Below are 22,716 nucleotides of genomic sequence, written 5' to 3'. Positions count from 1 at the left end.
GCCCCGGTGCAAACTCTTACCTCCCCGGTGCAGCACTGTCGCACATCGCCATGGCGGTCCCGCTGTGACACGGCGGAGTAATCCGTTCTCGTGTGGTCTATTTCACTGGCGTCCCGATGGGGCGGTGCAGTTGCGCGTGAGTCGCTGGGCGTATAAACGTGCACGAAGTCCGAGGCCAGCGCAGCCGGACCCCATCGATCGAGAGGGCGCAGATGCCGCTGCACATCCACCGTGCCGAGCGCGCCGACGTGCTCGCCCGGGTGCTCGCGGAGGTGCTGGCCTCGCCGCAGGCGGATCCCTTCGCCGCAGAGGTGGTCGCGGTACCCGCGAAAGGCGTGGAGCGCTGGCTGACGCAGACGCTCTCCGGGGTGCTCGGCGCGGGCGGCTCGGGCGACGGCGTGTGCGCGAACGTCGCGTTTCCCTCGCCCGCGGCGCTGGTCGCCGAAGTGCTGGCCGCGGCGAGCGAGGTCGCGCCCGCGGAGGATCCGTGGGCGCAGGAGCGGGCGGTGTGGTCACTGCTGCGGGTGATCGATGCGTCGCTGTCCGAGCCGTGGTGCGCGGTTCTGGCCAGGCACCTCGGCGCACGCGGCACCGCGGGCGGTGAGCACCGGGCCGGTCGGCGCTATGCGACCGCGGCCCGGATCGCCGCGCTGTTCGACAGCTATGCCGCCCAGCGGCCCGCGTTGATCACCGAGTGGGCGGCGGGCTCGGACACCGACGGGACGGGCGCCCCGATGCCCGACGACCTGCTCTGGCAGCCGATGCTGTGGCGCGGGCTGCGTGCCGCGATCGGGACGCCGAGTCCGGCCGAGCGGCTCGAAACCGCCTGCGCGCGGTTGCGCGCCCGGCCGGATCTGGTCGCGCTGCCGCCGCGGCTGTCGTTGTTCGGCGTGACCCGGTTGCCCAGCGACCAGCTCGCCGTCCTGTCGGCGCTGGCCGCGGGCCGCGATGTCCACCTGTGGCTCGTGCATCCCAGCCCGGTCCTCTGGTCGGCGCTGAGCGAGCTGCCGACCGCCCGCACCCGGGCCGAGGACCGCAGCGTCACGGCGGTCGCCCACCCGCTGCTGGCCGGACTGGCCCGCGACGTTCGGGAGTTGCAGCAGCGGCTGGCCGTACCGGCCGCCACCGGCTCCGACACCTATTACCCGAGCGTCTCTGCCCGATCCGAAGACGGTGTCGCGGAGCAGGATTCGCCCGCGACACTGCTGCGTGCGCTGCAACGGGGCATCCGGGACGACCGGTGGCCGCCGGTGCCGGGGAAGGCCGCCGCCGACGGCACCGTGCAGGTGCACGCCTGTCACGGCCCCGCGCGGCAGGTCGAGGTGCTGCGGGAATGCCTGCTCGGGCTGTTCGCGGCCGACGAGACACTGGAGCCGCGGGACGTGCTGATCATGTGCCCGGAGGTGGAGGCGTACGCGCCGCTGGTGCGCGCGGCGTTCGGGCAGCGCACCTCGGGGACGCCGGAGGCGCAGGCCGACTCGGAACATCCGGCGCACCGGCTGCGGGTACGCCTGGCCGACCGGGGACGCGGTGTGACCAATCCGCTGCTCGCGGTGATCGCAGCGCTGCTCGAACTGGCCGACGGCCGGGTGACGGTGACCCAGGTGCTCGACCTCGCAGCCGCCGAGACCGTCCGGCGCCGTTGCGGATTCGACGACGACGACATCGAACGACTGCGCGAGTGGGCGGCCGAATCCGGGGCGCGGTGGGGCATCGGGCAGCGGCAGCGCCAAGCGTTCGGTCTCGCCGATTTCGCGCAGAACACGCTCAACAGCGCGGTGGACCGAATCCTGCTCGGCGTCACCGCGGGCGAGACCTCGGACGATTGGCTGGATCTCGCACTGCCCTTGGACGACGTGGACAGCAACGACGTCGACCTGGCCGGGCGCTTCGCGGAGTTCATCGACCGGCTCGCGGTGTGCCTGCGTGACCTGCGCGGCCCCCGGCCCGCGCACGAATGGGCGGCGGTGCTGGGGCGCGCGCTGGATCTGCTGACCGACGTACCGGACGCGCAGGCATGGGTGCGCACCGAGGCCAGGCAGGAACTCGCCGCCGCCACCGACCACGCGGGCGAGGTGTCGTTGCGGCTGGCCGATGTCGGTGTGCTGCTGCGTTCGCGGCTGGCCGCGCGTCCCACCAGGGCCAATTTCCGCACCGGTGAGCTGACCGTCTGCACGATGGTGCCGATGCGGTCGGTGCCGCACCGGGTGGTGGTGCTGCTCGGCCTCGACGACGAGATGTTCCCCCGCGCGAGCGCGGCGGACGGTGACGACGTGCTGGCCCGCGAACCGCTACTCGGCGAACGGGATCCGCGCAGCGAGGACCGGCAGATGCTGCTGGACGCGATCCTCGCGGCCCGGGACGCACTGCTGGTCTTCCACACCGGCGCCGATCCGGTCAGCGGGGCGCACCGCCCGCCCGCCATTCCGGTCGCCGAGTTGCTGGACGCGTTGCGCGCTCATGCCGGCGCCGCGGCGATGCCGAGGGTGGTGACGCGGCATCCGCTGCAGTCCTTCGATCGCCGGAATTTCCGGGCCGATCAGCCGTTCAGCTTCGACGCCGCGGCCTTGGCCGGGGCGTGCGCGGCCGACGGACCCGCACAACCGCGGCCCGCATTCCTGCCCGCGCCGCTGCCCGCCGCGGACGCGTCGGATGTCGCGCTGGCCGACCTGATCTCGTTCGCCGAACACCCGGTGCGTGCCTTCCTGTGGCAGCGTCTCGGCTTGCGGGTGCCCGAGCACGACGAGGACATCGCCGACCGGCTGCCCATCGAACTCGACGGCCTGGCCAAGTGGGAACTGGGCGAACGCCTGCTCGCGGCGCGCCTGACCGGCGCGGACCCGGCGGGGTTGCGGGCGGCGGAGTGGCGGCGCGGCACACTGCCGCCCTTCGGATTCGGCGCCGCCGTGCTCGACGAGGTCGAACACACCGTGGACCGGCTGGTGCGCGCCGCGCAGGCGGACTACGCGGGCCAGGCGCGCGCGGTGGACATCGCGGTCGACCTGGGCAACGGACGACGGCTCACCGGCACCGTGCCCGAAGTGCGCGGCGACACCCTGGTCCGCACCACCTTCTCCCGCTTGGCTCCCAAACACCGGATCGCGGCGTGGGTTTCGCTGCTCGCGCTGACCGTCACGGAGGATCGGTCCTGGCGGGCCGTGAGCACCGGCCGCGGCCAGTTCGGCCGCCCTGCCTGGCGCTGCGAGCTCACCGCGCCCGACGTGCCCGCGGCCGGGGAGATCTTGCGTCAGCTCGTCGCGCTGCGCGACGCGGGCCTGACCGAACCGCTGCCGGTCGCACCCGCCGCGTCCGCGGTCTACGCCGAGCGCCGTCTGCGTGGCGCGAGCACCGACGACGCGCTCGCCGCCGCGGAGCGCGAATTCAACGGCGGCCCCAACGGCCCGGGACCGTTCGGCGATCACACCGACCGTCACCTGCGCTACGTCTGGGGTCCGGCGCCCCGGCTCGAGGACCTCATGGCCGCGCCCGCCGCGGCGGGCGAGCCGGGGGAGAGCACCCGCTTCGGTGCGCTGGCCCGGCGGATGTGGGCACCGCTGCTGGCCGCGGAAAACCAGGGCCAGCCGTGATCGGACACGCGGCGGCCGGGCGCCCGCGACGGTTGGGCGCCCTGCGGTGCCGGACGCCGGAATACACCGCCCCGGCGCGTGTCGGTCGCCGGTGGACGCCCGGGCGCGCGGCAGAATGTCAGCTCGGACAATCGCTTCGGGGCCGTGCGGCGCGGCGGGCCACCGGGGCGAGCGCGACGGCCGCGGACCGCGTGACCACCGGCCGAGCAGGAGGGAGGCACGCATGACCGTGCAGGAAACCTCCTTCGACGCGGCCGCTTTCGACGCCGACGCGTTCGAGCCGTACGGGCCGCTGCCCACCGGGACGACCGTGCTGGAGGCCAGCGCGGGCACCGGCAAGACGCACGCCATCGTCGGTCTGGCGGTGCGCTACGTCGCCGAGGCCGGGATCGGCATATCCCAGTTGCTGCTGGTGACATTCAGCCGTGCGGCGACCCAGGAGCTGCGGGAACGCACGCGCGACCGATTCGTCGCGGTGGCCGCCGGATTGGCCGACCCGGCAGCGGCCCGCGCGCACGCCGACGAACTGGTCCGCCATCTCGCGCATGCCGGGGAAGACGAGGTCCGGCTGCGGCAGCGGCGGTTGCTGACCGCCCTTTCGGATTTCGACGCCGGCACCATCGCCACCACCCACAGCTTCTGCCAGCGCATGCTCGACGAACTCGGGCTCGCGGGCGAGCACGACCCGGCTACCAGACTGGTGGAGACCGTCGACGACCTCGTCGGCACCGTCGTCGACGATCTGTATCTGCACCGCTATGCCCGCGCAGAACCGCCGTTCTCGGTCAAGGAAGGGCGCACGCTGGCGCTGGCCGCGGTGCGCGACCGGCACGCCGCGCTGGTGCCCGACGACGCGGCCGGTGAGCGCGTGGCGTTCGCGCGGGCCGTGCGCGCCGAGACCGAGCGCCGCAAGCGACTGGCCGGGCTGCGCGACTTCGACGACCTGCTGGTGCTGCTGCACGAGGTGCTCGCCGATCCGGAGCACGGTCCGCGCGCGTGCCGCCGGATCCGCGCGCGCTACCGGGTCGCCCTGGTCGACGAGTTCCAGGACACCGACCCCCTGCAATGGGACATTCTGCGCAGGTCGTTCCACGGGCACGCCACCCTGGTGCTGGTCGGCGATCCCAAACAGGCGATCTACGCCTTCCGCGGCGCGGAGGTGCTCAGCTACCTGGACGCGGTAGCGCACGCCGACACCCGCCGTGAGCTCACCACGAACTGGCGCAGCGACGCGGGACTGCTCGCCGCCCTGGACCATCTGCACGGCGGTGCGGCGCTGGGGCACGAGGAGATCCGCGTATATCCGGTCGCCCCGACCAGGGGGTGGTCGCGGCTATCCGGACCCGGCGAACTCACCACGCCGATGCGCGTGCGGTGCCTGCCGCGCACCGGCGCCGGACCGCTGAACAAATCCGGCTTCCCGGCCGTCGGGCGGATGCGCGCCGAGGTCGCCGCCGATCTCGCCGCGGATATCGTCCGTCTGCTCGAATCCGGCGTATTCCTGGACGCCAAAGCGGAAATCGGCTCGCCCGGCGAAGAGTCGGCCGCTGCCGGGCAGACGGCGCGCAGGCCGATCGGACCCGGCGACATCGCGGTGCTGGTGCGCACCCGCTCGCAGATCGACGTGGTGCGCGCCGCGCTGGACCGCGCGGGCGTCGCCTCCGTGCTGGCCGGCGGCATCAGCGTGTTCGCCACCAGCAGCGCCACCGACTGGCTGTGGGTGCTGCGGGCGCTGGAACAGCCGCATCGCGGCGACCGGGTGCGGCTGGCCGCGTGCACGCCGTTGTTCGGCGTGACGGCGGCCGAGATCGATAGCGGCGGAGCCGATCTGGTCGGCCGGGTGAGTGCCCAGTTGCGCGAGGCGGCGCGCTTGTTCACCCGCGCGGGATTCGCGGCCGTGTTCGAGAAGATCTCCACCGAAGCGGGCCTCGCGCAGCGGTTGCTGGCCGTCGAGAACGGGGAGCGGCAGCTCACCGACCTGCGGCATATCGCGCAACTGCTCGATCAGGTCGCGCTCACCGATGGCCTCGGGCTGACCGCGCTGACGCGGTGGCTGGCCGACCGGGTGCGCGATCCCGCCTCCGGCGCCGTCGCCGACCGCAGCCGCAGGCTCGACCGGGACGCCGCCGTCGTCCAGATCGCCACCGTGCACGCTAGCAAGGGGCTCGAATTCCCCGTCGTCTACCTGCCGTTCGCCTGGGACAGCGCCAAGAATCCCTATCCGGCGACGTTGCTGTTCCACGCCGACGACGGCACCCGCGTGCTGGACGTCGGCGGTCCGGACGCCCCGGGATACGCCGAACGCAAGGCGCGCAGCGAGGCCGAGGAGGCCGGAGAGGAACTGCGGCTGCTGTACGTCGCCCTGACGCGGGCCATGTGCCAGATCGTCGCGTGGTGGGCGCCCGCGATCTCCACCGCGGCGTCGCCGCTGCACCGGATGGTCTTCGGGCGCGCCGATCGGGACGCCGTCGTCGCCAACCGCTCCGCGGTGCCCGCGGACGCCGTTGCCGCGCAGTCTCTTTCGGCATGGGCGCAGACCGCGGGAGCGGCGATCTCGGTGACGGCGGTCGCCGGGACCGGCGACGTCGAGATCCGGCGGGCGCGCACCGCACCAGGGCAGGGCGCATTGGCCGCCGCGCGCTTCGACCGGGTGCTGGACCAGCAGTGGCGGCGCACCTCGTACTCGGCGTTGACCGCGTCCGCGCACGGGCCCGCGGCGGTGGAACCCGACAGTGAACCGGAGGATCCGCGCGGGCCGGGCGACGAGCCCGCGGGTACCTCCCCGCTCGGCGCGGAGCCGGAACCGGCGGGCGCGGCGTCGCTGATGAACGCGCTGCCCTACGGCGCGGAGTTCGGCACGTTGGTGCACGGCGTCCTGGAGCGGATCGACACCGGCCGCCCGGATCTGGCTGCCGAGGTGCGCGACCGATGCCGCGAGGCGGTGGGCGAGCTGATGGCCGAGTTGGATCCGGAGGTGCTGGCCACCGCACTGCTGGCGGTGCTGCGCACCCCACTCGAGGGCGGCTGCCTGGCCGACATCGCCCCCCGCGACCGCCTCAGCGAACTCGAGTTCGAATTGCCGCTGGCGGGCGGGGATCGCGTCGGCGCGGGCTCGGCGACGCTGCGGCATATCGCGGGCCTGCTGCGGGAGCATCTCCCGGCGGACGACGACATGCTCCCGTACGCCGACCTGGCGGCGGCGCTGGAGGACATCCCGCTGCGCGGCTACCTGACCGGCAGCATCGACGCCGTGCTACGCGTCGCGAGCGGCGCGCAGCCGCGCTTCGTCGTCGTCGACTACAAGACCAACCGGCTGGGCACCGGTGATCTCACCGTCGCGCACTACACCCGCGACCGCATGGCCGCCGAGATGCTGCGTTCCCACTATCCGCTGCAAGCGCTGCTGTATTCGGTGGCGTTGCACCGGTATCTGCGCTGGCGGTTGCCCGGCTACGACCCCGCCCGGCACCTCGGCGGGGTTCGGTACCTGTTCGTGCGCGGCATGCTCGGACCGCAGACCCCCGCCGGGTGCGGTGTCTTCGACTGGCACCCACCCGCCGCCCTCGTCGTCGCGCTGTCGGCGCTGCTGGCCGGGGAGGCGACGCAGTGACCTCGATCCAGGTGGCGCAGCGGGGCACCGGGCTGCTGCGCACGTTCAACGAGGCGGGCGTGCTGTCGGCGGCCGATGTGCACGTGGCGCTGCGGTTGGGCAGGCTGGGCGGGGAATCGTCGGAGCCGGTGCTGTTCGCCGCCGCGCTGGCCGTGCGCGCGGTGCGTTCCGGCTCGGTGTGCCTGGAATTGCACCGGATGCGGGAGATCGGCGTCGACGCCGACGAGACCTGGGACGCGGGCGTCGATCCGGCGACGCTGCCGTGGCCGGACATCCCGGCGGTGGTCGCCGCGCTGCGGGTGAGCCCACTGGTGCTCGGCGGGCCAGCGGGCCCGTTGCGGCCGCTGCGGCTGGTCGAATCCCAGGGGGCGGGCGATTCCGGCCCGCTGCTCTACCTCGACCGGTACTACCGGCAGGAGCAGACGATCCGGCGGGTGCTCACCGAGCGCTCCGCGCACCATCCGGTGGTCGATCCGCATATCGTGCGACGCGAGCTGGACCGGTTGTTCGACGCGCAGGCCGGTACCGCGCCGGACCGCCAGCGGCTGGCCGCCGCGCTCGCCGCGACGCACTGGACCACCGTGGTGGCCGGCGGGCCGGGCACCGGCAAGACCCACACCATCGCGCGGATCATCGCCTTGCTGTCCGCGCACCGCGCCGCCGAGCCGAAACTGCCCGCCCTGCGCATCGCGCTGGCCGCACCGACCGGCAAAGCGGCCGCGCGCCTCCAGGAAGCCGTGCGCGAGCAAGCCGTCTCGCTCGGACTGCCCGAACTCACCGCCGCCACCCTGCACCGGCTGCTCGGCTGGCAGCGGGGACGCAGCACCCGGTTCAAGCACCACGAGTTCAACCGGCTGCCCTACGACGTGATCGTGGTCGACGAGACCTCGATGGTCTCCCTGACCATGATGAGCAGGTTGCTCGCCGCGCTGCGCCCGGACACCCGCCTGATCCTGGTGGGCGATCCGGACCAGCTCGCCTCGGTCGACGCGGGCGCGGTATTGGCCGACCTGGTCGCCGGACCGGTCGCCGCCACCCCGAACCCCGTCCTCGACGAGATCCTCGGACCGGAGCCGACCGCCGATCACGCCGAGGCGTTGACCACGCTCGAGCGCACCCGCCTGCGCGGCGGCATCGTCCGGCTGACCAGGGGCCGCAGGTTCGGCGGCCGGATCGCCGACCTGGCGGTGGCGGTGCGCGCGGGGGACGCGGACACCGCGCTCGAGCTGTTGCGGGCGGGCGGCGACGAATTGTCGCTCGGCGCGCCCGACGAACTGACCGCGGTGCGCGCCGACGTGGTGCGCGCCGCGGGCGCGGTCACCGCCGCCGCACTCGACGGCGACGCGGCGGGCGCGTTGAGCGCGCTCGAATCGCATCGCGTGTTGTGCGCGCACCGGCAGGGGCCGTTCGGCGTCGAGCGCTGGGACCGGATGGCCGCGGAGTGGGCCGCCGCCGGGGGAGCGGGCCCCGATGCCCACCAGGCGCCGTGGTACCCCGGACAACCGCTGCTGGTCACCGCGAACGACCACGAGGCGCGGATCTACAACGGCGACACCGGCGTGGTCGTGCGCATGCCCGACGGTTCGCTGCGTGCGGCGCTGCAACGCGGCAGCGAACCGTATCTGGTGCATCCCACGCAGTTCCCCGCGGTGGTCACCGTATTCGCCATGACGATCCACCGCAGTCAGGGCAGCCAGTACGACACCGTGTCCGTCGTCCTGCCGGAGCCCGAATCGACCTTGCTGACCCGGGAATTGCTCTACACCGCGATCACCAGGGCGCGACGGCACGTCCGGATCATCGGCACCGACGAGTCCATCCGCGCGGGTATCGCGCGGCGGGTGCTGCGCGCCAGCGGGCTGTCGCGCCGGGAGGCGGAATCCGGGCCCCGATGACGGAATCTCACGTTCCCGGCGCCCGCGGCGTCTACCCGGTGTGAGCCTGCCCCCGTTCGAGGAAATAGTGGCCGAGTACGGCCCCATGGTGTTGCGCGTCTGCCGGGCGGTGCTCGGCCCGTCCGACGCGGCCGACGCCTGGTCGGAAACGTTTCTCTCGGCGCTGCGCGCGTTTCCCGGTCTCCCCTCGGAGACGAACATCGAGGCATGGCTGGTGACCATCGCGCATCGCCGCGCGATCGACGTCGGGCGAGCGCTCACCCGTGCGCCCGTCCCGGCCGAGTCCTTGCCGGAACGTCCCGCCACCGCCCCGGGACCCGCCGACTACGACCCCGACCTCTGGGCCGCCCTGCGCGCGCTGCCCACCAAGCAGCGCCAGGCGGTCGCCTACCACTACCTGGCCGGGCTTCCGCACGCGGAGATCGCCGAACTGCTCGGCAACTCGCCCGACGCCGCCCGCCGCGCCGCCGCGGACGGCCTGAAGACCCTGCGCAAGCTCTACCCGAAGGATGAAGCATGATGGCCACCCTCGACCGCGGCGACGGGTTGTCGCGCGCCCTGACCCCCGACGCCGACCTGCTCGCCACCCTGCACGCGCGACTGACCGCCGACGCCGAAGCGGCGGGCCTGCTCGATGTCGCCTACCGCCTGCTGGACACCCCCGTCGGGACGTTGCTGCTGGCCGCGACGCCCGCCGGACTCGTCCGCGTCGCCTACCCCACCGAAGACCACGACACGGTGCTCGCCACGCTGGCCGCCCGGATCAGCCCCCGGATTCTCGCGGCGCCCGCCCGGCTGGACGCGGCGGCGCGGCAGATCGAGGAGTACTTCGCGGGCAGCCGAACGCATTTCGACCTGCCGCTGGATCTGCGGCTGGCCGCGGGATTTCGCCGTCAGGTGATCGAGCACCTGCCCGCCATCGGCTACGGACAGCGCGCGAGCTACGGCGCGGTGGCCGCCGCGGTCGGCAACCCGCGTGCGGTGCGCGCGGTCGGCTCCGCCTGCGCCCGCAATCCGCTGCCGGTGGTGATCCCGTGCCACCGGGTGGTGCGCGGCGACGGGACCATCGGCCAGTACGTCGGCGGCATCACCGCCAAGCACGCGCTGCTGAGCATGGAGGCGGCATGAGCGCGTTCAGCAGCGGCGTGAACCGGGATGGTCATCATCCCGCGGACCTGACACCGCCCGCAGAGCTCGCGGAATCCGGCGCTTCCCCGGCCGAGCGCGTCGAGGCCCAGCCGTGGCGGGCGCTGCTCGAGCAAATCGACGCCCACGGCTGCGCGGCGACCGGACCGATCCTCACCCCGGCAGAGTGCGCCGAGTTCACCGCCATGTGGGACGACCTGGCCCGCTTCCGCTCCACCGTCGACATGGCACGCTACCGATTCGGCGAAGGCACCTACCGGTACTTCGCGAATCCGGTGCCCGAGCCGATCACGGCCCTGCGAGCGGCCTTCTACCGAAGACTGCTGCCGTCGGCGCGATCCTGGGCCGAGCGGTTCGGCGACCCGGCTCCGTGGCCGGACGACTTCGCGGACTGGCTCGACACCTGCCACGCCGCGGGCCAGACGAAGCCGACCCCGATCCTGTTGCGCTACCGCCGCGGTGACTGGAACGCCTTGCACCGGGATCTGTACGGCGAACTGGTCTTCCCGCTGCAGGTCGTCATCGGCTTGGATCGGCCCGGGATCGACTACAGCGGTGGGGAATTCGTGCTCGTGGAACAGCGGCCGCGCGCACAGTCGAAAGCGAGCGTCTCCGTGCTGGAACAGGGGTACGCGCTGATCTTCACCACTCGTGATCGGCCGACGCGATCCAGCCGAGGGTGGTCCCGCGCCCCGATGCGCCACGGCGTCAGCCGCGTGCGCGGCGGCCTGCGGCACACATTGGGCCTCGTGCTGCACGACGCGCAGTAGCCGCCGGTGTACATGTTGCTCGGCGACGACGGCCTGGCGTATCCCAGCGCAGTGCCGGGACGGTACGGCGGTCATCGCCGCAGCCGGATCTACGGTCGCCTCGACTGCCCGTCCGCCCTGCGGGCCCTCGGTCGCGGGGGCTACCGGCGGCACCGCGTCTTCTTCGCCACCGAACTCGACGCGCTGGCCGCGGGTTATCGCCCCTGCGCCGTTTGCCTCCCCGAGCGATACGCCGCGTGGAAAGCACTGCACCCGTCTGGATGAGGGTGGTAGCGCGGGACGGCGATGGCCGCATGCCCGAATTTGGGACTATTCGGAAATGGCCGCCGAGCGGAATTGGTAAGAGACACAGGATCGCTCGAACATCTGGCGGCCCGGCCGGGCGATGTTATTGACTGCGAATTCGAGCCCTCCCACTCGGGGCCAGGAGTCCGACATGCCCGAATATTTGCAGCGAACAGGCGCGGCACTCGCCGCGGTCCTCACTTTGGCCGGTGCGTTGATCGCGGGCGCGCGGCCGGTCCGCGCCGACCCGCCGCAGGACGTCGTGGCGGCAGACGCCTCGCGAATAGTGGAAACGCGTTTCGAATCCGACCGGCAATCGGAACTCGAGGTGTATTCGGCCGCGATGAACAGCACCACGCGGATTCGTCTGCTGCGCGCGGCCGATCCGGATGAGCCCGCGCCGACGTTCTATCTCCTCAACGGCGCCGACGGAGGCGCGGACAAGAATTGGCTCGAGGGCACGGATCTCGTCGATTTCTTTCGCGACAAGCAGGTGAATGTCGTCATCCCCTTCGGCGGCGCGGGCAGCTACTTCACCGACTGGCGCAGCGACGACCCGGTCCTGGGGAGGCAGCGCTGGTCCACCTTCCTGACCAAGGAGCTGCCGCCGCTCGTCGACGCCACGTTCAACGGCTCCGGAGCGAACGCCATCGCCGGCATCTCGATGGGCGGGACATCGGTGTTCCAATTGGCCATGGCCGCACCGGGTCTGTACCGCGCGATCGGTTCCTACAGCGGCTGCGTACGCACCAGCGATCCCGCGGGGCAGGCGATGGTCCAAGCGGTGGTCACCCAGCAGCGCGGCAACGTGGTCAACATGTGGGGGCCGCCGAGCGATCCCGCGTGGCGCGCGAATGATCCATACCTGCACGCGGACCGGCTGCGCGGCCTCGCCATCTACGTCGCCACGGGAACCGGGCAACCCGGGTCGATGGACACTCTCGACGGCGTGCACGGCGACATCTCGCACCTGCTCTATCAGCTGTTGTTCGGGGCACCGCTGGAGGCGGTGGCGAATCTGTGCACGCATCAGTTGCAGGACCGGCTGCGCAGGCTGGGTGTCGCGGCGACCTTCGATTTCCGGCCGAACGGCACGCACTCCTGGGGTTACTGGCAACAGGACCTGCACAATTCGTGGCCGACGATCGAAGCGGCGATCCGATGACCCGCAAAGAGGCAGCGGTGGCGCTCGGCTCGTTCGGGGCGTGCCTGATCTCGGTCTTCATGCAGATGATCGATGTGACGATCGTCAACACCGCCCTTCCGGTCGTCACCGCGGAGCTGGGGGCGACGCGGTCCGAACAACTGTGGGTAGTGGCCGGTTACTCGCTGGCGTTCGCCTGCGTGTTGCTCACCGCCGCGCGCGTCGGTGCGATCGCCGGGCGCCGCCGGATGTTCCTGTGGTCGGCGGCGGCCTTCACGGCGGCCTCGGTGTGGTGCGGGATGTCCTCCAGCGCCACGGAACTGGTGATCGCCCGGATCGTCCAAGGCGTGGCGGGCGCGGGAATGGCGGCCCAGACCATCGCCATCATCACCGCGAGCTTCCGGCGCGAGCACCATCAGTACGCCTTCGCGGTGTACGGCGCGACAGCCGGTTTCGCCGGCATGCTCGGCCCGATCCTGGGCGGCGCGCTGATCACGCTGAATCCGTTCGGGCTCGGCTGGCACGCGATCTTCCTGATGAATCTGCCGCTGGGCGTGCTGGCGATGGCGCTGGCCGCGGGGTACCTGCGGTTGGGCCCGGCGACGGACCGGGACCCGCTGGATCTGCGCGGGACGGTGGTGGCCACCGCGGCGCTGTTCCTGCTGCTGTTCGCGCTGTCGGACAGTCAACAGGCGGGCTGGCGTCCGTCGCACGGGATGTACATCGCGGGCGCGGTGGTGCTCGCCGCGGTGTTCGTGGCCCACGAGCGCGCGACGCGCCGCCGCGGCGGCCGCGCGCTGGTACGGCTGGACCTGTTCGCCGACCGGGGCTTCGCGGTCGGATCGGCGCTGGTGATGATCTTCTTCGGCCTGTTCACCGCGTTCGTGTTCACCGTCTCGATCCTGCTGCAGGACGTGCTGCGGTTCTCCGCGCTGCGAACCGGTCTGGCGATGACACCGTTCGCCCTCGGCGCGGGCGCGGGCGCGGTGCTGTCGCCGATATCGGTGAATCGCTGGGGGATTCGGGCGCCGGCCGCCGGAATCGCCGTCTTCGGCGGGTGCGTCCTGGTGGGGGTGGGCTACCTGTACGTGGAATCAGGGGTGGTGAATTTGCCGCTGGTGGCCGGACCGGTATTCCTCGCCGGCTTCGGGGTCGGGGTGTTCGGGGTGCCGCTACAGCCGCTGATGCTGGCGGATCTGGACGATCGCGCCATGGGTGAGGCATCGGGTCTGCTTCCCACCATCGAACAGATCGGTAATTCGGTCGGACTGGCGGTGCTCAGCGCGCTGTTCTTCCGCGCGCATACGCTGTCGGGCAGCATGATCATGCTCTCGGCCATCGCCGCCGCGGCCCTCGGCCTGGCCGCGCTCACGCTGGCGCTGCCGGACCGCGCGCGGGCGGACGCGAGTCCGTGGAGCTGGTCGACCGCGAACTGAGCGCATCCCCGCGCAGCACGCCGCGTCGCAGCCAGGACGGAGCCCACCAGCAGGCGTCGCCGAGCAGGCGCATGATCGCGGGCACCAGCAGCATGCGCAAGATCGTCGCGTCGATGAACAGCGCCGCGACCATGCCGAAGGCGATGTACTGCATCATGACCAGATCCGACAGCGCGAAGGCTCCGGTCACCACCAGCAGGATCAGGGCGGCGGCGGTGATGATCCAGCCCGTGCGGGCGATGCCCGCGCGTACCGCCTCCGTGGTGGTCGCGCCCGCCGCCCGCGCCTCCACGATGCGGGCGAGCAGGAAGACCTCGTAGTCGGTCGACAAGCCGTAGATCACCGCGACGATCAGCACCAGCACCAGCGCCATGATCGGCTGCGGGGTGAAGTCGAGCAGGCCCGCGCCGTGGCCGTCGACGAAGATCCAGGTGAGTATGCCGAGCGTGGAGCCGAGCCCGAGCAGATTCAGCACCGCGGCTTTGAGCGGCAGCACCACCGAGCCGAAGGCCAGCACCATCAGCACGGTGGTGACCAGGAAGACGAGCGCGATCATCAGCGGCATCCGGCGCAGCAGCGCGTCGACGCTGTCGCGCTGTTTCGCGGGCTGCCCGCCGATCAGCACTGTCGTGCCCTTCGGCAACGGCATGGAGCGCAGATAGTCGATGGTCGCGTTCGCGTCGTGCGCGTCACGCAGCACCGTCGAGGTGGTGAAGACGTTCGGGTGCCCCGGTCCCTGCACCGCGCGCGGGAACGGCGCGATGAGGCCAGGGGCCCGGCCCGCCTGAGCCACCACCCCGTCGACGTCGGTGGTGTCGTGGGTGATCAGTACCAGGTCGACGGGGTTCATCTGACGCAGCGGGAAGACCTGATCGAAGTGGTGCTGCGCCGTGCGAGCCGGATGCTGCGGCGGCAGGAAGCGCTCGGAGATGCCGCCGAAGGCCACGTCGCGCACCGGGGCGATGAGCACCACCAGGACGGCCGCCAGCGGAACCGCCACCGCCAGCGGCCTGCGCATGACCCACCCGGCGACCCGGCCCCACGGATTGTCCCGCTCGCGGTCGCTGGCCCGGCGCGCGTGGAAGCGGTTGAAGCCCAGCCGATCCACGCGCGTGCCGAGCACGGCCAGCATGGCGGGCAGCACCGTGATCGAGATCAGCGCCGCCAAGGTGACCGTCACCATCGCGCCGAAGGCGAACGAGCGCAGGAAGCCCTGCGGGAACAGCAGAATGGCGCCCGCCGCGACGACCACGATGATCGCGGAGAACACGACGGTTCGTCCGGCGGCCGCGACCGTGCGCTGTACCGCCTCGGGCACCTCGTGACCGTCGGCCAGTTCCTCGCGGAACCGGCTCACGATGAACAGCCCGTAGTCGATGGCCAGGCCGAGACCGATCATCGAGACCACCGGCGAGACGAAGGAGTTCACCTCGGTCACGGTGGTCATGGCGCGAATGATCCCCCACGCCCCCAGCACCGTCAGCCCACCGACGACGAGCGGGAGCGCGGCCGCCACGACGCCGCCGAACAGGAAGAACAACAGCACCGCCACGGCGGGAACGGCGAACAGCTCCATCCGGCGCTGATCGTGGGCCATGGTGTCGTTGAGAGCGGCAGCGACCGGCTGCCCGCCGGCGACCTCCATGTCGATGCCCGGTATCGGGAATTCGTCGGCCACCGTCCGATAGTTGCGCATCACCAGCGTGTCGTTGCCGCCGCGAATGGCGACGGAAGCGAAGGCGTAGTCGCGGTCGGGGGAGCCGAAGACATCCGGTAGGTCGAGTCCGGTGTCGGTGGGCCAGTAACTGGCGTTGATCTTCGTGATCTGGTCCGGAAAGCGTTGCGGCAGGCTGTTCAAGTGGCCGACGACCGTCGCGGCGAAGGCGGGATCATCGATCGTCTTGCCCGCCGGGGCGTGGAACAGCAAGAGCACGTCGGCGATGTGGTCGTGGCCGAATGCCTCGTCTTTGAGCCGAGCCGCGCGCGCCGATTCCGAGGTCGGATCGTCCCACCCGCTGACGCTGAGGTGATCGCCGAGGCCGAGGCCGTACACGCCCAGGGCGAGCAGTCCGGCGACCATGACCCCGATGACCGTGAATCGCCGCCGGACGAGCGTATCGGTCCAGCGCGTGAACTCGGCGAACAATGCCGCCTCCTATTCGATGACATCGCATTTCGACGCGGGTTCGAACGGTGAAAACCTAGCAATATCAATGTTTTTCGCCAGCGCGGAAGCCATAGTTTCGAGATGCCACAAATGGGTCGGCGGATGAATTGTGAACTGTCCCTGAGTCCGCGACGGTGGGTGTGGTGGCCGTTACGCTGAGGCCGTCGCCAGCTGCGCACACGCTAATTCGTGAATCGCCGAAGAAAATGGCGGTCAACTTGATCCGACCCGGAGGATATGCATGTCGGATATCGCAATCGTCGGCATCGGCTGCAGGTTTGCAGGCGGAATCGACTCGCCCGACACCTTTTGGGAATTCGTCCTGGACAAACGCGACGGTGTGGTCGAGATGCCGGCCGATCGCTGGGATTACCGTCGCTACTACGACCCGGAGCCACGTACGCCGGGACGCAGTTACACCAAGCGCGCGGCATTCATGACGATCGACCCGTGGGAGTTCGATCCGGAGTTCTTCGGCATCTCCGCTCGCGAGGCGACCGTGCTGGATCCGCAGCAGCGGCTGATGCTCGAGGTGACCTGGGAGGCGCTCGACGACGCCGGGATCGCGCGGCACGCGGCGGGCCGATCGATCGGCGTCTACGTCGGCGGGTTCGTGGTGGACCAGTCGGTGATCGGCGTGGTGGGCCCCGCCCTGTTCCACACCGACATGCACACCCCGGCCAGTGCGTCCTACACGATGCTGTCCAACCGGATCGCCTACGCCCTCGATCTGGTCGGTCCCGCGCTGACGGTCGACACCGCGTGCTCGTCGTCACTGGTCGCTTTTCATCTCGCCTGCCAGGCGCTGGAGAACGGCGACTGCGAGGTGGCGCTCGCGGGTGGCGTGAACGTCATGCTGCAGCCGGAGACCTTCGTCCTGATGTGCAAGGGTGGCTTCCTGGCCGCGGACGGCCGCTGCAAATCCTTCGACGCCTCGGCCGACGGCTACGGACGCGGCGAGGGCGCGGGCATGGTGGCGCTGAAGAAACTCGACGACGCGGTCCGCGACGGCGACCGGATCTACGCGGTGGTCAAGGCGACCGGCTCCAATCAGGACGGCCGCACCACGGCGATCACCGTGCCCAACGCCGAATCCCAGGAGAACCTGGCCCGTTCGGTGTGCCTGCGCGCGGGACTGGCGCCGAACGAGATCACCTACGTCGAGGCGCACGGCACCGGCACGTTGGTGGGCGATCCGGTCGAGTTGCGCGCGCTCGGGCGGGTGTTCGGCGCGCCCGCCGGGCGCACGCGCTCGCTGGGCGTCGGCTCGGTGAAGTCGACACTCGGTCACACCGAGGCCGCGGCCGGTGTCGCGAGCGTGATCAAAGCGGCGCTGGCCATCCACCATCGCACCATCCCGCCGCAGGGCTGGCTCGACAAACCCAATCCCGACATCCCGTTCGACGAGCTCGGACTGCACGTCCAGCTGGAAGCGGAGGCGCTGCCCGACGACGCCGAGCCGATGACGATCGCGGTCAACGGCTTCGGCTACGGCGGCACCAACGCCCACACCATCCTGCGGGAGTTCCGCCGGGAACCCAGCGCGACCATCACGCCCGCACGGCATCTCGGTGTACTGCCGATCTCGGCACGCAGCACCGGCGCGGCACGTGCGCTGGCAGGCCGGTTCGCCGATCTGATCACCGCGGGCGCCGATCCCGGCCGGTTGGCCGAGGCCGCCTGGACCCGCATGGCGCACCATCAGTACCGCACGGGCATGCTCGTCGGTGCGACCGGCGACCTGGTCCGGGATCTGCACCTGTTCGCCGCCGGAGAGGGGCGCGATGCCGCGCGGACGATCGCGGCGCGGACCACGGAACCGGTGTTCGTGTTCTCCGGCATGGGTCCGCAGTGGTGGGGAATGGCCCGCGAATTACTGAACGGTGAGAGCGTTTTCGCCGATACCGCCGCGGCGATCGATACGGAGTTCCGCAAGATCGCCGGCTGGTCGATCATCGAGGAACTGCTGCGACCCGAGGAAGAGTCCCGGGTCGCCAGGACCGAAGTGGCGCAACCGGCCAACTTCCTCGTGCAGGTGGCGCTGGTGCGGGAGCTGGCGGAGTACGGCATCCGTCCCGCGGCCGTGGTGGGGCACAGCGTCGGTGAGGTGTCGGCGGCCTATGTGAGCGGCACGCTGTCGCTGCGCGACGCGGTCCTGGTGGCCTATCACCGCGCCCGGTTGCAGGCGACCACCGCGGGCTCGGGTGGGATGCTCGCGGTCGGAATGTCGCCCGAGCAGGCACGCGGACTCGTCGGCGACGACCCGCGGGTGGACATCGCCGCGATCAACAGCGCGAGCTCACTGACCTTGTCCGGCGAAATCGACCGCTTGGACGAGATCGCCGAAAAACTCACCGAAGAAGGTATTTTCGCTCGCCGTCTGCGCGTCGAGGTGCCGTACCACAGCCGGTTGATGGACCCCATCCTCGACGAGCTGCGCGCGGCGCTGGCCGGGCTGGAGCCGAAGGCGCCGACCGTGCCGCTGTACTCCTCGGTCACCGGCGAACGGGTGACCGGCCCCGACTGGAACGCCGAGTACTGGTGCGCGAACGTGCGCGAGCCCGTCCGGTTCGCCGACGCGGTCACCGAGCTGATCGGGGCGGACAGCCGGGTCTTCCTGGAGGTCGGCCCGCACCCGGTGCTGTCGGGCAACATCCGCGAGACTCTGCTGGGCGCGGACGTCAACGGCACGACGGTGCCGACACTGGATCGCAAGCAGCCGGATTCGGAGAGCCTGCGCCGCACCCTCATCGGTCTCTACGCCGCGGGCGTGCTCGACCTCGACGCGCTGTTCCCCGCGCGGGAGTCCGCGACACCGCACGTGCCACTGCCGCGTTATCCCTGGCAGCGGACCCGGTTGCATTCGGCGCTACCGCTGTTCGAGCAGGCGCGCCTCGGCAGCCCCGGCACCTACGCCATGCTCGGCGACCCTGACGTCGAGGGCAGGCCGGACTGGCTGCTGCAGGTCGGCACCGAGCTGTTGCCGTGGCTGGCCGACCACGTCGTCAACGGCGTCAAGATCATGCCGGGCGCGGCGTACCTGGACGCCGCGCTGAGCGCCACCGCCTCTCGTCTCGGTGTCGAACGCGTGGCGCTGGAACAGGTCCGGTTCGTGGCCCCGCTCATCATGGGCGCGCCGGACGTGCCGCTGGTGGCGCTGACCGTCGAGGAGGCCAGCGGCCGCTTCCTGATTCGATCGCGTTCGGCGACGGGGACGGCCTGGACGGTGCACGCCTTCGGCCGCACACTGACCGGCAGCCACAAGCCCACGAAGGTCACGGTTCCCACCCTGGACGTCGGTCTCGACGTCGACCCGCGGATGTTCTACACCGGCCTGGCCGCGGCGGGGCTGCAGTACGGTCCGGCCTTCCGCCGGGTCACCTCCGCGCGCGTCGGCGCGGACGCGGTGGTCGCGACGGTCGACGGCACCATCGCGGCGGACTCCGGACACCTCGCCCACCCCGCGGTGGTCGACGCCGCGATGCAGTCCGCGGCCCTGCTGTTCGCGGACGCCAGGATCGATGAAGGCACGCTGGTTCCGGTCGGTGTCGCGGCGGTGCGGCTGGTCGCACCGCTACCCGAGCGGATCACCGTGGTCGCGCGCCGCGATCCGCGGGCCAGGCTGCGCGCCGACGTGGATCTGCTCGACGAAGAACACAACCTCGTGATGCGATTGAGCGGCTTGCAGATCGGTGCGCTCGCGCCGGGCCAGGATCCGCTGCATCGGATGGTCGACTTCTACTACGCCGAGACGCTGGAACGACGCGATCCGCTCGATCCCGATGCGCTGCCGAAGGACTCGGTGACCACCGTGATCGTCGGGCTGGGCGGAAATTGCCGCCGTGCGGGGCAAGTGGCCGCCGCCCTCCCCGGCTCCCGGCTCTACGTGGCGGGCGTCGCCGGCCGCGAACTCGCCGCCGACCTGGCCGCGACGTTGGCGGCCGCCAAGGCGGAGGGCGCCGACCGGCTGCACGTCTGCGTGGTCGCGGGGGCCGTCGAGGACGATGTCGCCGATCTGTGGACCCTGGAGCGGATCGCGGTGGCCCTCGACGAGTTCGTCCACCCCGAGATCGCCGACGAGGGGCCCAAGAGCGTCTTCGGTGAGGGATGGTGTCACGCCACCCTGGTGACCGAACGGGCGTTCGCGCTGCCCGGCAGCCCGATCCCGCCGAATTCGAATCATGCCGCGCTGGCCGGCGCTCGCCGGGTGCTGCTCAACGAGCAGTCGGCGCTGCGCTGGCGGCTGATCGACGTGGAACCCGACACCGACATCACCGATCTGATCGGGGAACTGGCCGTCCCGGGCGCGTTCTGGAACGACAACCTCGACGAGGTCGTCCTGCGCGCGGGCGAGCGCTGGGCTCCGTTGGTGACCAAGCCGCTGCAGGAGCGCCTCGACACCCTCGACACCGCCGAACCGCTGACCGATCCGGAGGCCAACTTCGCGCTGGAGCTGCCGCGGACCCGGATGCTGTCGGCGTTGGCCTGGCGGCAGTGCCCGCGGCCCGAGCCGGGGCCGGGCCAGGTCGAGGTCCGGATGAAGATCATCGGTCTGAACTACAAAGATCCGCTCAAGGTCATCGGCCTGCTCGGCGAGCGCGAACTCGCGCCAACCTATTTCGGCACCGTGCCCGGCATGGAAGGCGTCGGCGAGGTGGTGCGCGTCGGCGACGGGATCACCGATCTCGCCGTAGGCGAGCTGGTCGCGATCGCGGCCAAGGGCATGATGCGGCGCTACGTCGTCGTCGACCGGCAGCTGACCATTCCGCTGCCGCCCGACGCCGATCCCGGGTACTGCACCAGCACCATCGCCTTCGGCACGGCCGAGTACGCGCTGCTGGATCTGGCCCGGCTGGAGCCGGGCGAGACGGTGCTGATCCACGGCGCCGCGGGCGGTGTCGGCACGGCCGCGATCCAGGTGGCCAAGGACCGCGGGGCACGCATCATCGGCACCGCGAGCACCGACGAACGCCGCGCCCACGTGCTCGCCCTCGGCGCCGATCACGCGATCGACTCGCGCTCGCTGAACTTCGTCGACGACGTCCTGGAGCTGACCGGCGGCAAAGGCGTCGAGGTCGTGCTCAGCAGCGCGCCGGGGGAGATCCTGCGCCAGAACTTCAACGCCGTCGCGGAATTCGGGCGCATCGTCGAGGTCGGCAAGGCCGACATCTACACCGGCGGACTGCTCGAGATGGCCAACTTCGACAAGAACGTGGCGTACTTCTCGATGGATCTGGACCGCCTGGTCGCCGTCGACGCGCAGCGGCTGACCCGGCTGCTACAGCGGGTCTACGAGAAGGTACTCGCGGGCACCTACCAGCCGCTGCCGTACAAGCTGCTGGAAACTGACGAGGTGGGCAAGGCCTTCGAGGAGACCATTCGCTCGAGCGGCCTGGCCCGGATCGCGTTGCGCATGGATTCACCCACCCCGCCGGTGCGGCCCTACCTGCCCGAAATCGAGATCGACAGCACCGCGACCTATCTCGTCACCGGCGGATTCGGTGGATTCGGGATGGCCATCGGGCGCTGGCTGGTGCTGCGCGGGGCGCGGCGGCTGGTGCTGCTCGGCCGCGGCGGCGCGAGCACCGAGGAAGCACGCAGGCAGCTCGAGGCGTGGCGCACCGTCGGCGTCGGCGTGGTCGAGGAGCGCGCCGACGTGACCGACCCGGAGGCTGTCGCCACGATCGTTGCACGGGCCCACAGCGTCGAGCATCCGCTGCGCGGAGTCTTCCACGCCGCAGGAGCCGTCGCCGACAACCGTTTGGCGGCGATGCGATTCGAGGAGCTGGCCAAGGTGTACCGCCCCAAGGTGCACGGCGCCCGGGTGCTGCATCGAGCCGTGGCCGATGCCGGGATCCGGTTGGACATGTTCGTGCTGTGCTCCTCGGGCGGTTCGATGTACGGCATCTACGGCCAGTACAACTACTGCGCGGCCAACGTGGCGGTGGAGTCGCTGGCCGAGGAATGGTCCAGGGCGGGCGAGCGGGCGCTGTGCGTCGGCTGGGGTCACCTGTCGGGTGCGACGGGCGGCATGGCCGCCGACGAGACGGCCCTCAAGTATCTCGATCTGGTCGGCTTCGATCCGATCGACATGGCCGACGCGACCGCCTATCTGGAGCAGACGCTGCGCCTGGGCGACGCTCGCGCGGCGATCATCCCGACCGACTGGGCCAAGCTGACCGGTACCTTCCCGCAGCTGACCCGGACGGGCCGCACGATCGCGCTGGCCCAGGCCTCCGCCAAGGACACCTCCGAACTGGCCCGGTTGCGGGCCGAGGTGGCCGCGATCGAGGAGAACAAACGCGGGGCCTTCGTCGCCCGCAAGATGGCCGAGGAACTCGCCGTCGTCATGGGTGTGCCGGTCGAGTCCATCGACATGACCGTTCCGGTGCCCGAACTCGGGCTGGATTCGCTGATGGCGGTGGAACTCGGCGCGCGCGTCACCAAGACCCTCGGCATCGACTTGATGTCGCTGCAGATGGGCCGATCGTTCAGCCTGGAGCAGGCGGGCCCGAAGGTGGCGGAGCTGATCCTGGCCGCGGATTCGGGTCAGGCGCAGCCGGTCGCCGACCTCGTTCCGTCGATGGCGGGACCGGCGCCGTCCAACGGCGCCGCGGCCGAACCGGTGCCTGCGTTGGCGGGGGCCGAGGCCAGGCCGTGACCGACCGTCGTCGAA

At 71.2% G+C, this 22,716-nt stretch carries 11 protein-coding genes; 10 read left to right on the top strand and 1 reads right to left on the bottom strand.

Going from position 1 to position 22,716, the window contains the following annotated elements:
• Window positions 1–212: 212 nt before the first annotated feature.
• The 9 genes from recC to ABZ803_RS02895 all read left to right on the top strand — a co-directional run bounded on the left by recC (window position 213) and on the right by ABZ803_RS02895 (window position 13,873).
• Window positions 213–3,587 carry an exodeoxyribonuclease V subunit gamma gene (gene recC / locus ABZ803_RS02935; protein ID WP_357031939.1) on the top strand — a complete coding sequence of 1,125 codons (3,375 nt, stop codon included), beginning with the start codon at window positions 213–215 and terminating at the stop codon, window positions 3,585–3,587.
• A gap of 223 nt (window positions 3,588–3,810) precedes the next feature.
• Complete coding sequence (locus ABZ803_RS02930; protein WP_357031936.1) at window positions 3,811–7,197, top strand: UvrD-helicase domain-containing protein; 3,387 nt, start codon at window positions 3,811–3,813, stop codon at window positions 7,195–7,197.
• Window positions 7,194–9,092, top strand: coding sequence for an exodeoxyribonuclease V subunit alpha (recD, locus tag ABZ803_RS02925; RefSeq protein WP_357031933.1), 1,899 nt, complete (start codon window positions 7,194–7,196; stop codon window positions 9,090–9,092). The genes ABZ803_RS02930 and recD overlap by 4 nt, the downstream gene beginning before the upstream one ends.
• Before the next feature lie 46 nt (window positions 9,093–9,138).
• A complete protein-coding gene (locus ABZ803_RS02920) occupies window positions 9,139–9,612 on the top strand; it encodes a sigma-70 family RNA polymerase sigma factor (protein ID WP_062976866.1) in 474 nt (157 codons plus the stop codon).
• A complete protein-coding gene (locus ABZ803_RS02915; RefSeq protein WP_357032656.1) occupies window positions 9,612–10,220 on the top strand; it encodes a methylated-DNA--[protein]-cysteine S-methyltransferase in 609 nt (202 codons plus the stop codon). The genes ABZ803_RS02920 and ABZ803_RS02915 overlap by 1 nt, the downstream gene beginning before the upstream one ends.
• Window positions 10,217–11,008, top strand: a complete 792-nt coding sequence (locus ABZ803_RS02910; RefSeq protein WP_357031931.1) for a 2OG-Fe(II) oxygenase — start codon at window positions 10,217–10,219, stop codon at window positions 11,006–11,008. The genes ABZ803_RS02915 and ABZ803_RS02910 overlap by 4 nt, the downstream gene beginning before the upstream one ends.
• 12 nt (window positions 11,009–11,020) lie before the next feature.
• Complete coding sequence (locus ABZ803_RS02905) at window positions 11,021–11,272, top strand: Ada metal-binding domain-containing protein (protein ID WP_357032653.1); 252 nt, start codon at window positions 11,021–11,023, stop codon at window positions 11,270–11,272.
• Between the two features lie 172 nt (window positions 11,273–11,444).
• Window positions 11,445–12,458: an alpha/beta hydrolase family protein gene (locus ABZ803_RS02900; protein WP_357031928.1), complete on the top strand. Its 1,014-nt coding sequence runs from the start codon at window positions 11,445–11,447 to the stop codon at window positions 12,456–12,458.
• Window positions 12,428–13,873: an MFS transporter gene (locus ABZ803_RS02895; RefSeq protein WP_357031925.1), complete on the top strand. Its 1,446-nt coding sequence runs from the start codon at window positions 12,428–12,430 to the stop codon at window positions 13,871–13,873. The genes ABZ803_RS02900 and ABZ803_RS02895 overlap by 31 nt, the downstream gene beginning before the upstream one ends.
• Here the strand turns inward: ABZ803_RS02895 and ABZ803_RS02890 are convergent.
• Window positions 13,806–16,019 carry an MMPL family transporter gene (locus tag ABZ803_RS02890; RefSeq protein ID WP_357031922.1) on the bottom strand — a complete coding sequence of 738 codons (2,214 nt, stop codon included), beginning with the start codon at window positions 16,017–16,019 and terminating at the stop codon, window positions 13,806–13,808. The genes ABZ803_RS02895 and ABZ803_RS02890 overlap by 68 nt on opposite strands.
• 262 nt (window positions 16,020–16,281) lie before the next feature.
• On the opposite strand from ABZ803_RS02890, the gene ABZ803_RS02885 reads away from it, so the two are divergent.
• Window positions 16,282–22,701, top strand: coding sequence for a type I polyketide synthase (locus ABZ803_RS02885; protein ID WP_357031919.1), 6,420 nt, complete (start codon window positions 16,282–16,284; stop codon window positions 22,699–22,701).
• Window positions 22,702–22,716: the final 15 nt, after the last annotated feature.

Source organism: Nocardia sp. NPDC047648 (genome assembly GCF_040642815.1).
Lineage (GTDB): Bacteria > Actinomycetota > Actinomycetes > Mycobacteriales > Mycobacteriaceae > Nocardia > Nocardia gamkensis.
This window is presented reverse-complemented; position numbering and strand designations above follow the sequence as displayed.

Excerpts from the sequence above, each read along its gene's own strand:
- ABZ803_RS02915 (WP_357032656.1), top strand. The coding sequence starts at position 9,612 with ATGGCCACCCTCGACCGCGGCGACGGGTTGTCGCGCGCCCTGACCCCC.
- ABZ803_RS02885 (WP_357031919.1), top strand. The coding sequence starts at position 16,282 with ATGTCGGATATCGCAATCGTCGGCATCGGCTGCAGGTTTGCAGGCGGA.
- ABZ803_RS02930 (WP_357031936.1), top strand. The coding sequence starts at position 3,811 with ATGACCGTGCAGGAAACCTCCTTCGACGCGGCCGCTTTCGACGCCGAC.
- ABZ803_RS02910 (WP_357031931.1), top strand. The coding sequence starts at position 10,217 with ATGAGCGCGTTCAGCAGCGGCGTGAACCGGGATGGTCATCATCCCGCG.
- ABZ803_RS02900 (WP_357031928.1), top strand. The coding sequence starts at position 11,445 with ATGCCCGAATATTTGCAGCGAACAGGCGCGGCACTCGCCGCGGTCCTC.
- recC (WP_357031939.1), top strand. The coding sequence starts at position 213 with ATGCCGCTGCACATCCACCGTGCCGAGCGCGCCGACGTGCTCGCCCGG.
- ABZ803_RS02905 (WP_357032653.1), top strand. The coding sequence starts at position 11,021 with ATGTTGCTCGGCGACGACGGCCTGGCGTATCCCAGCGCAGTGCCGGGA.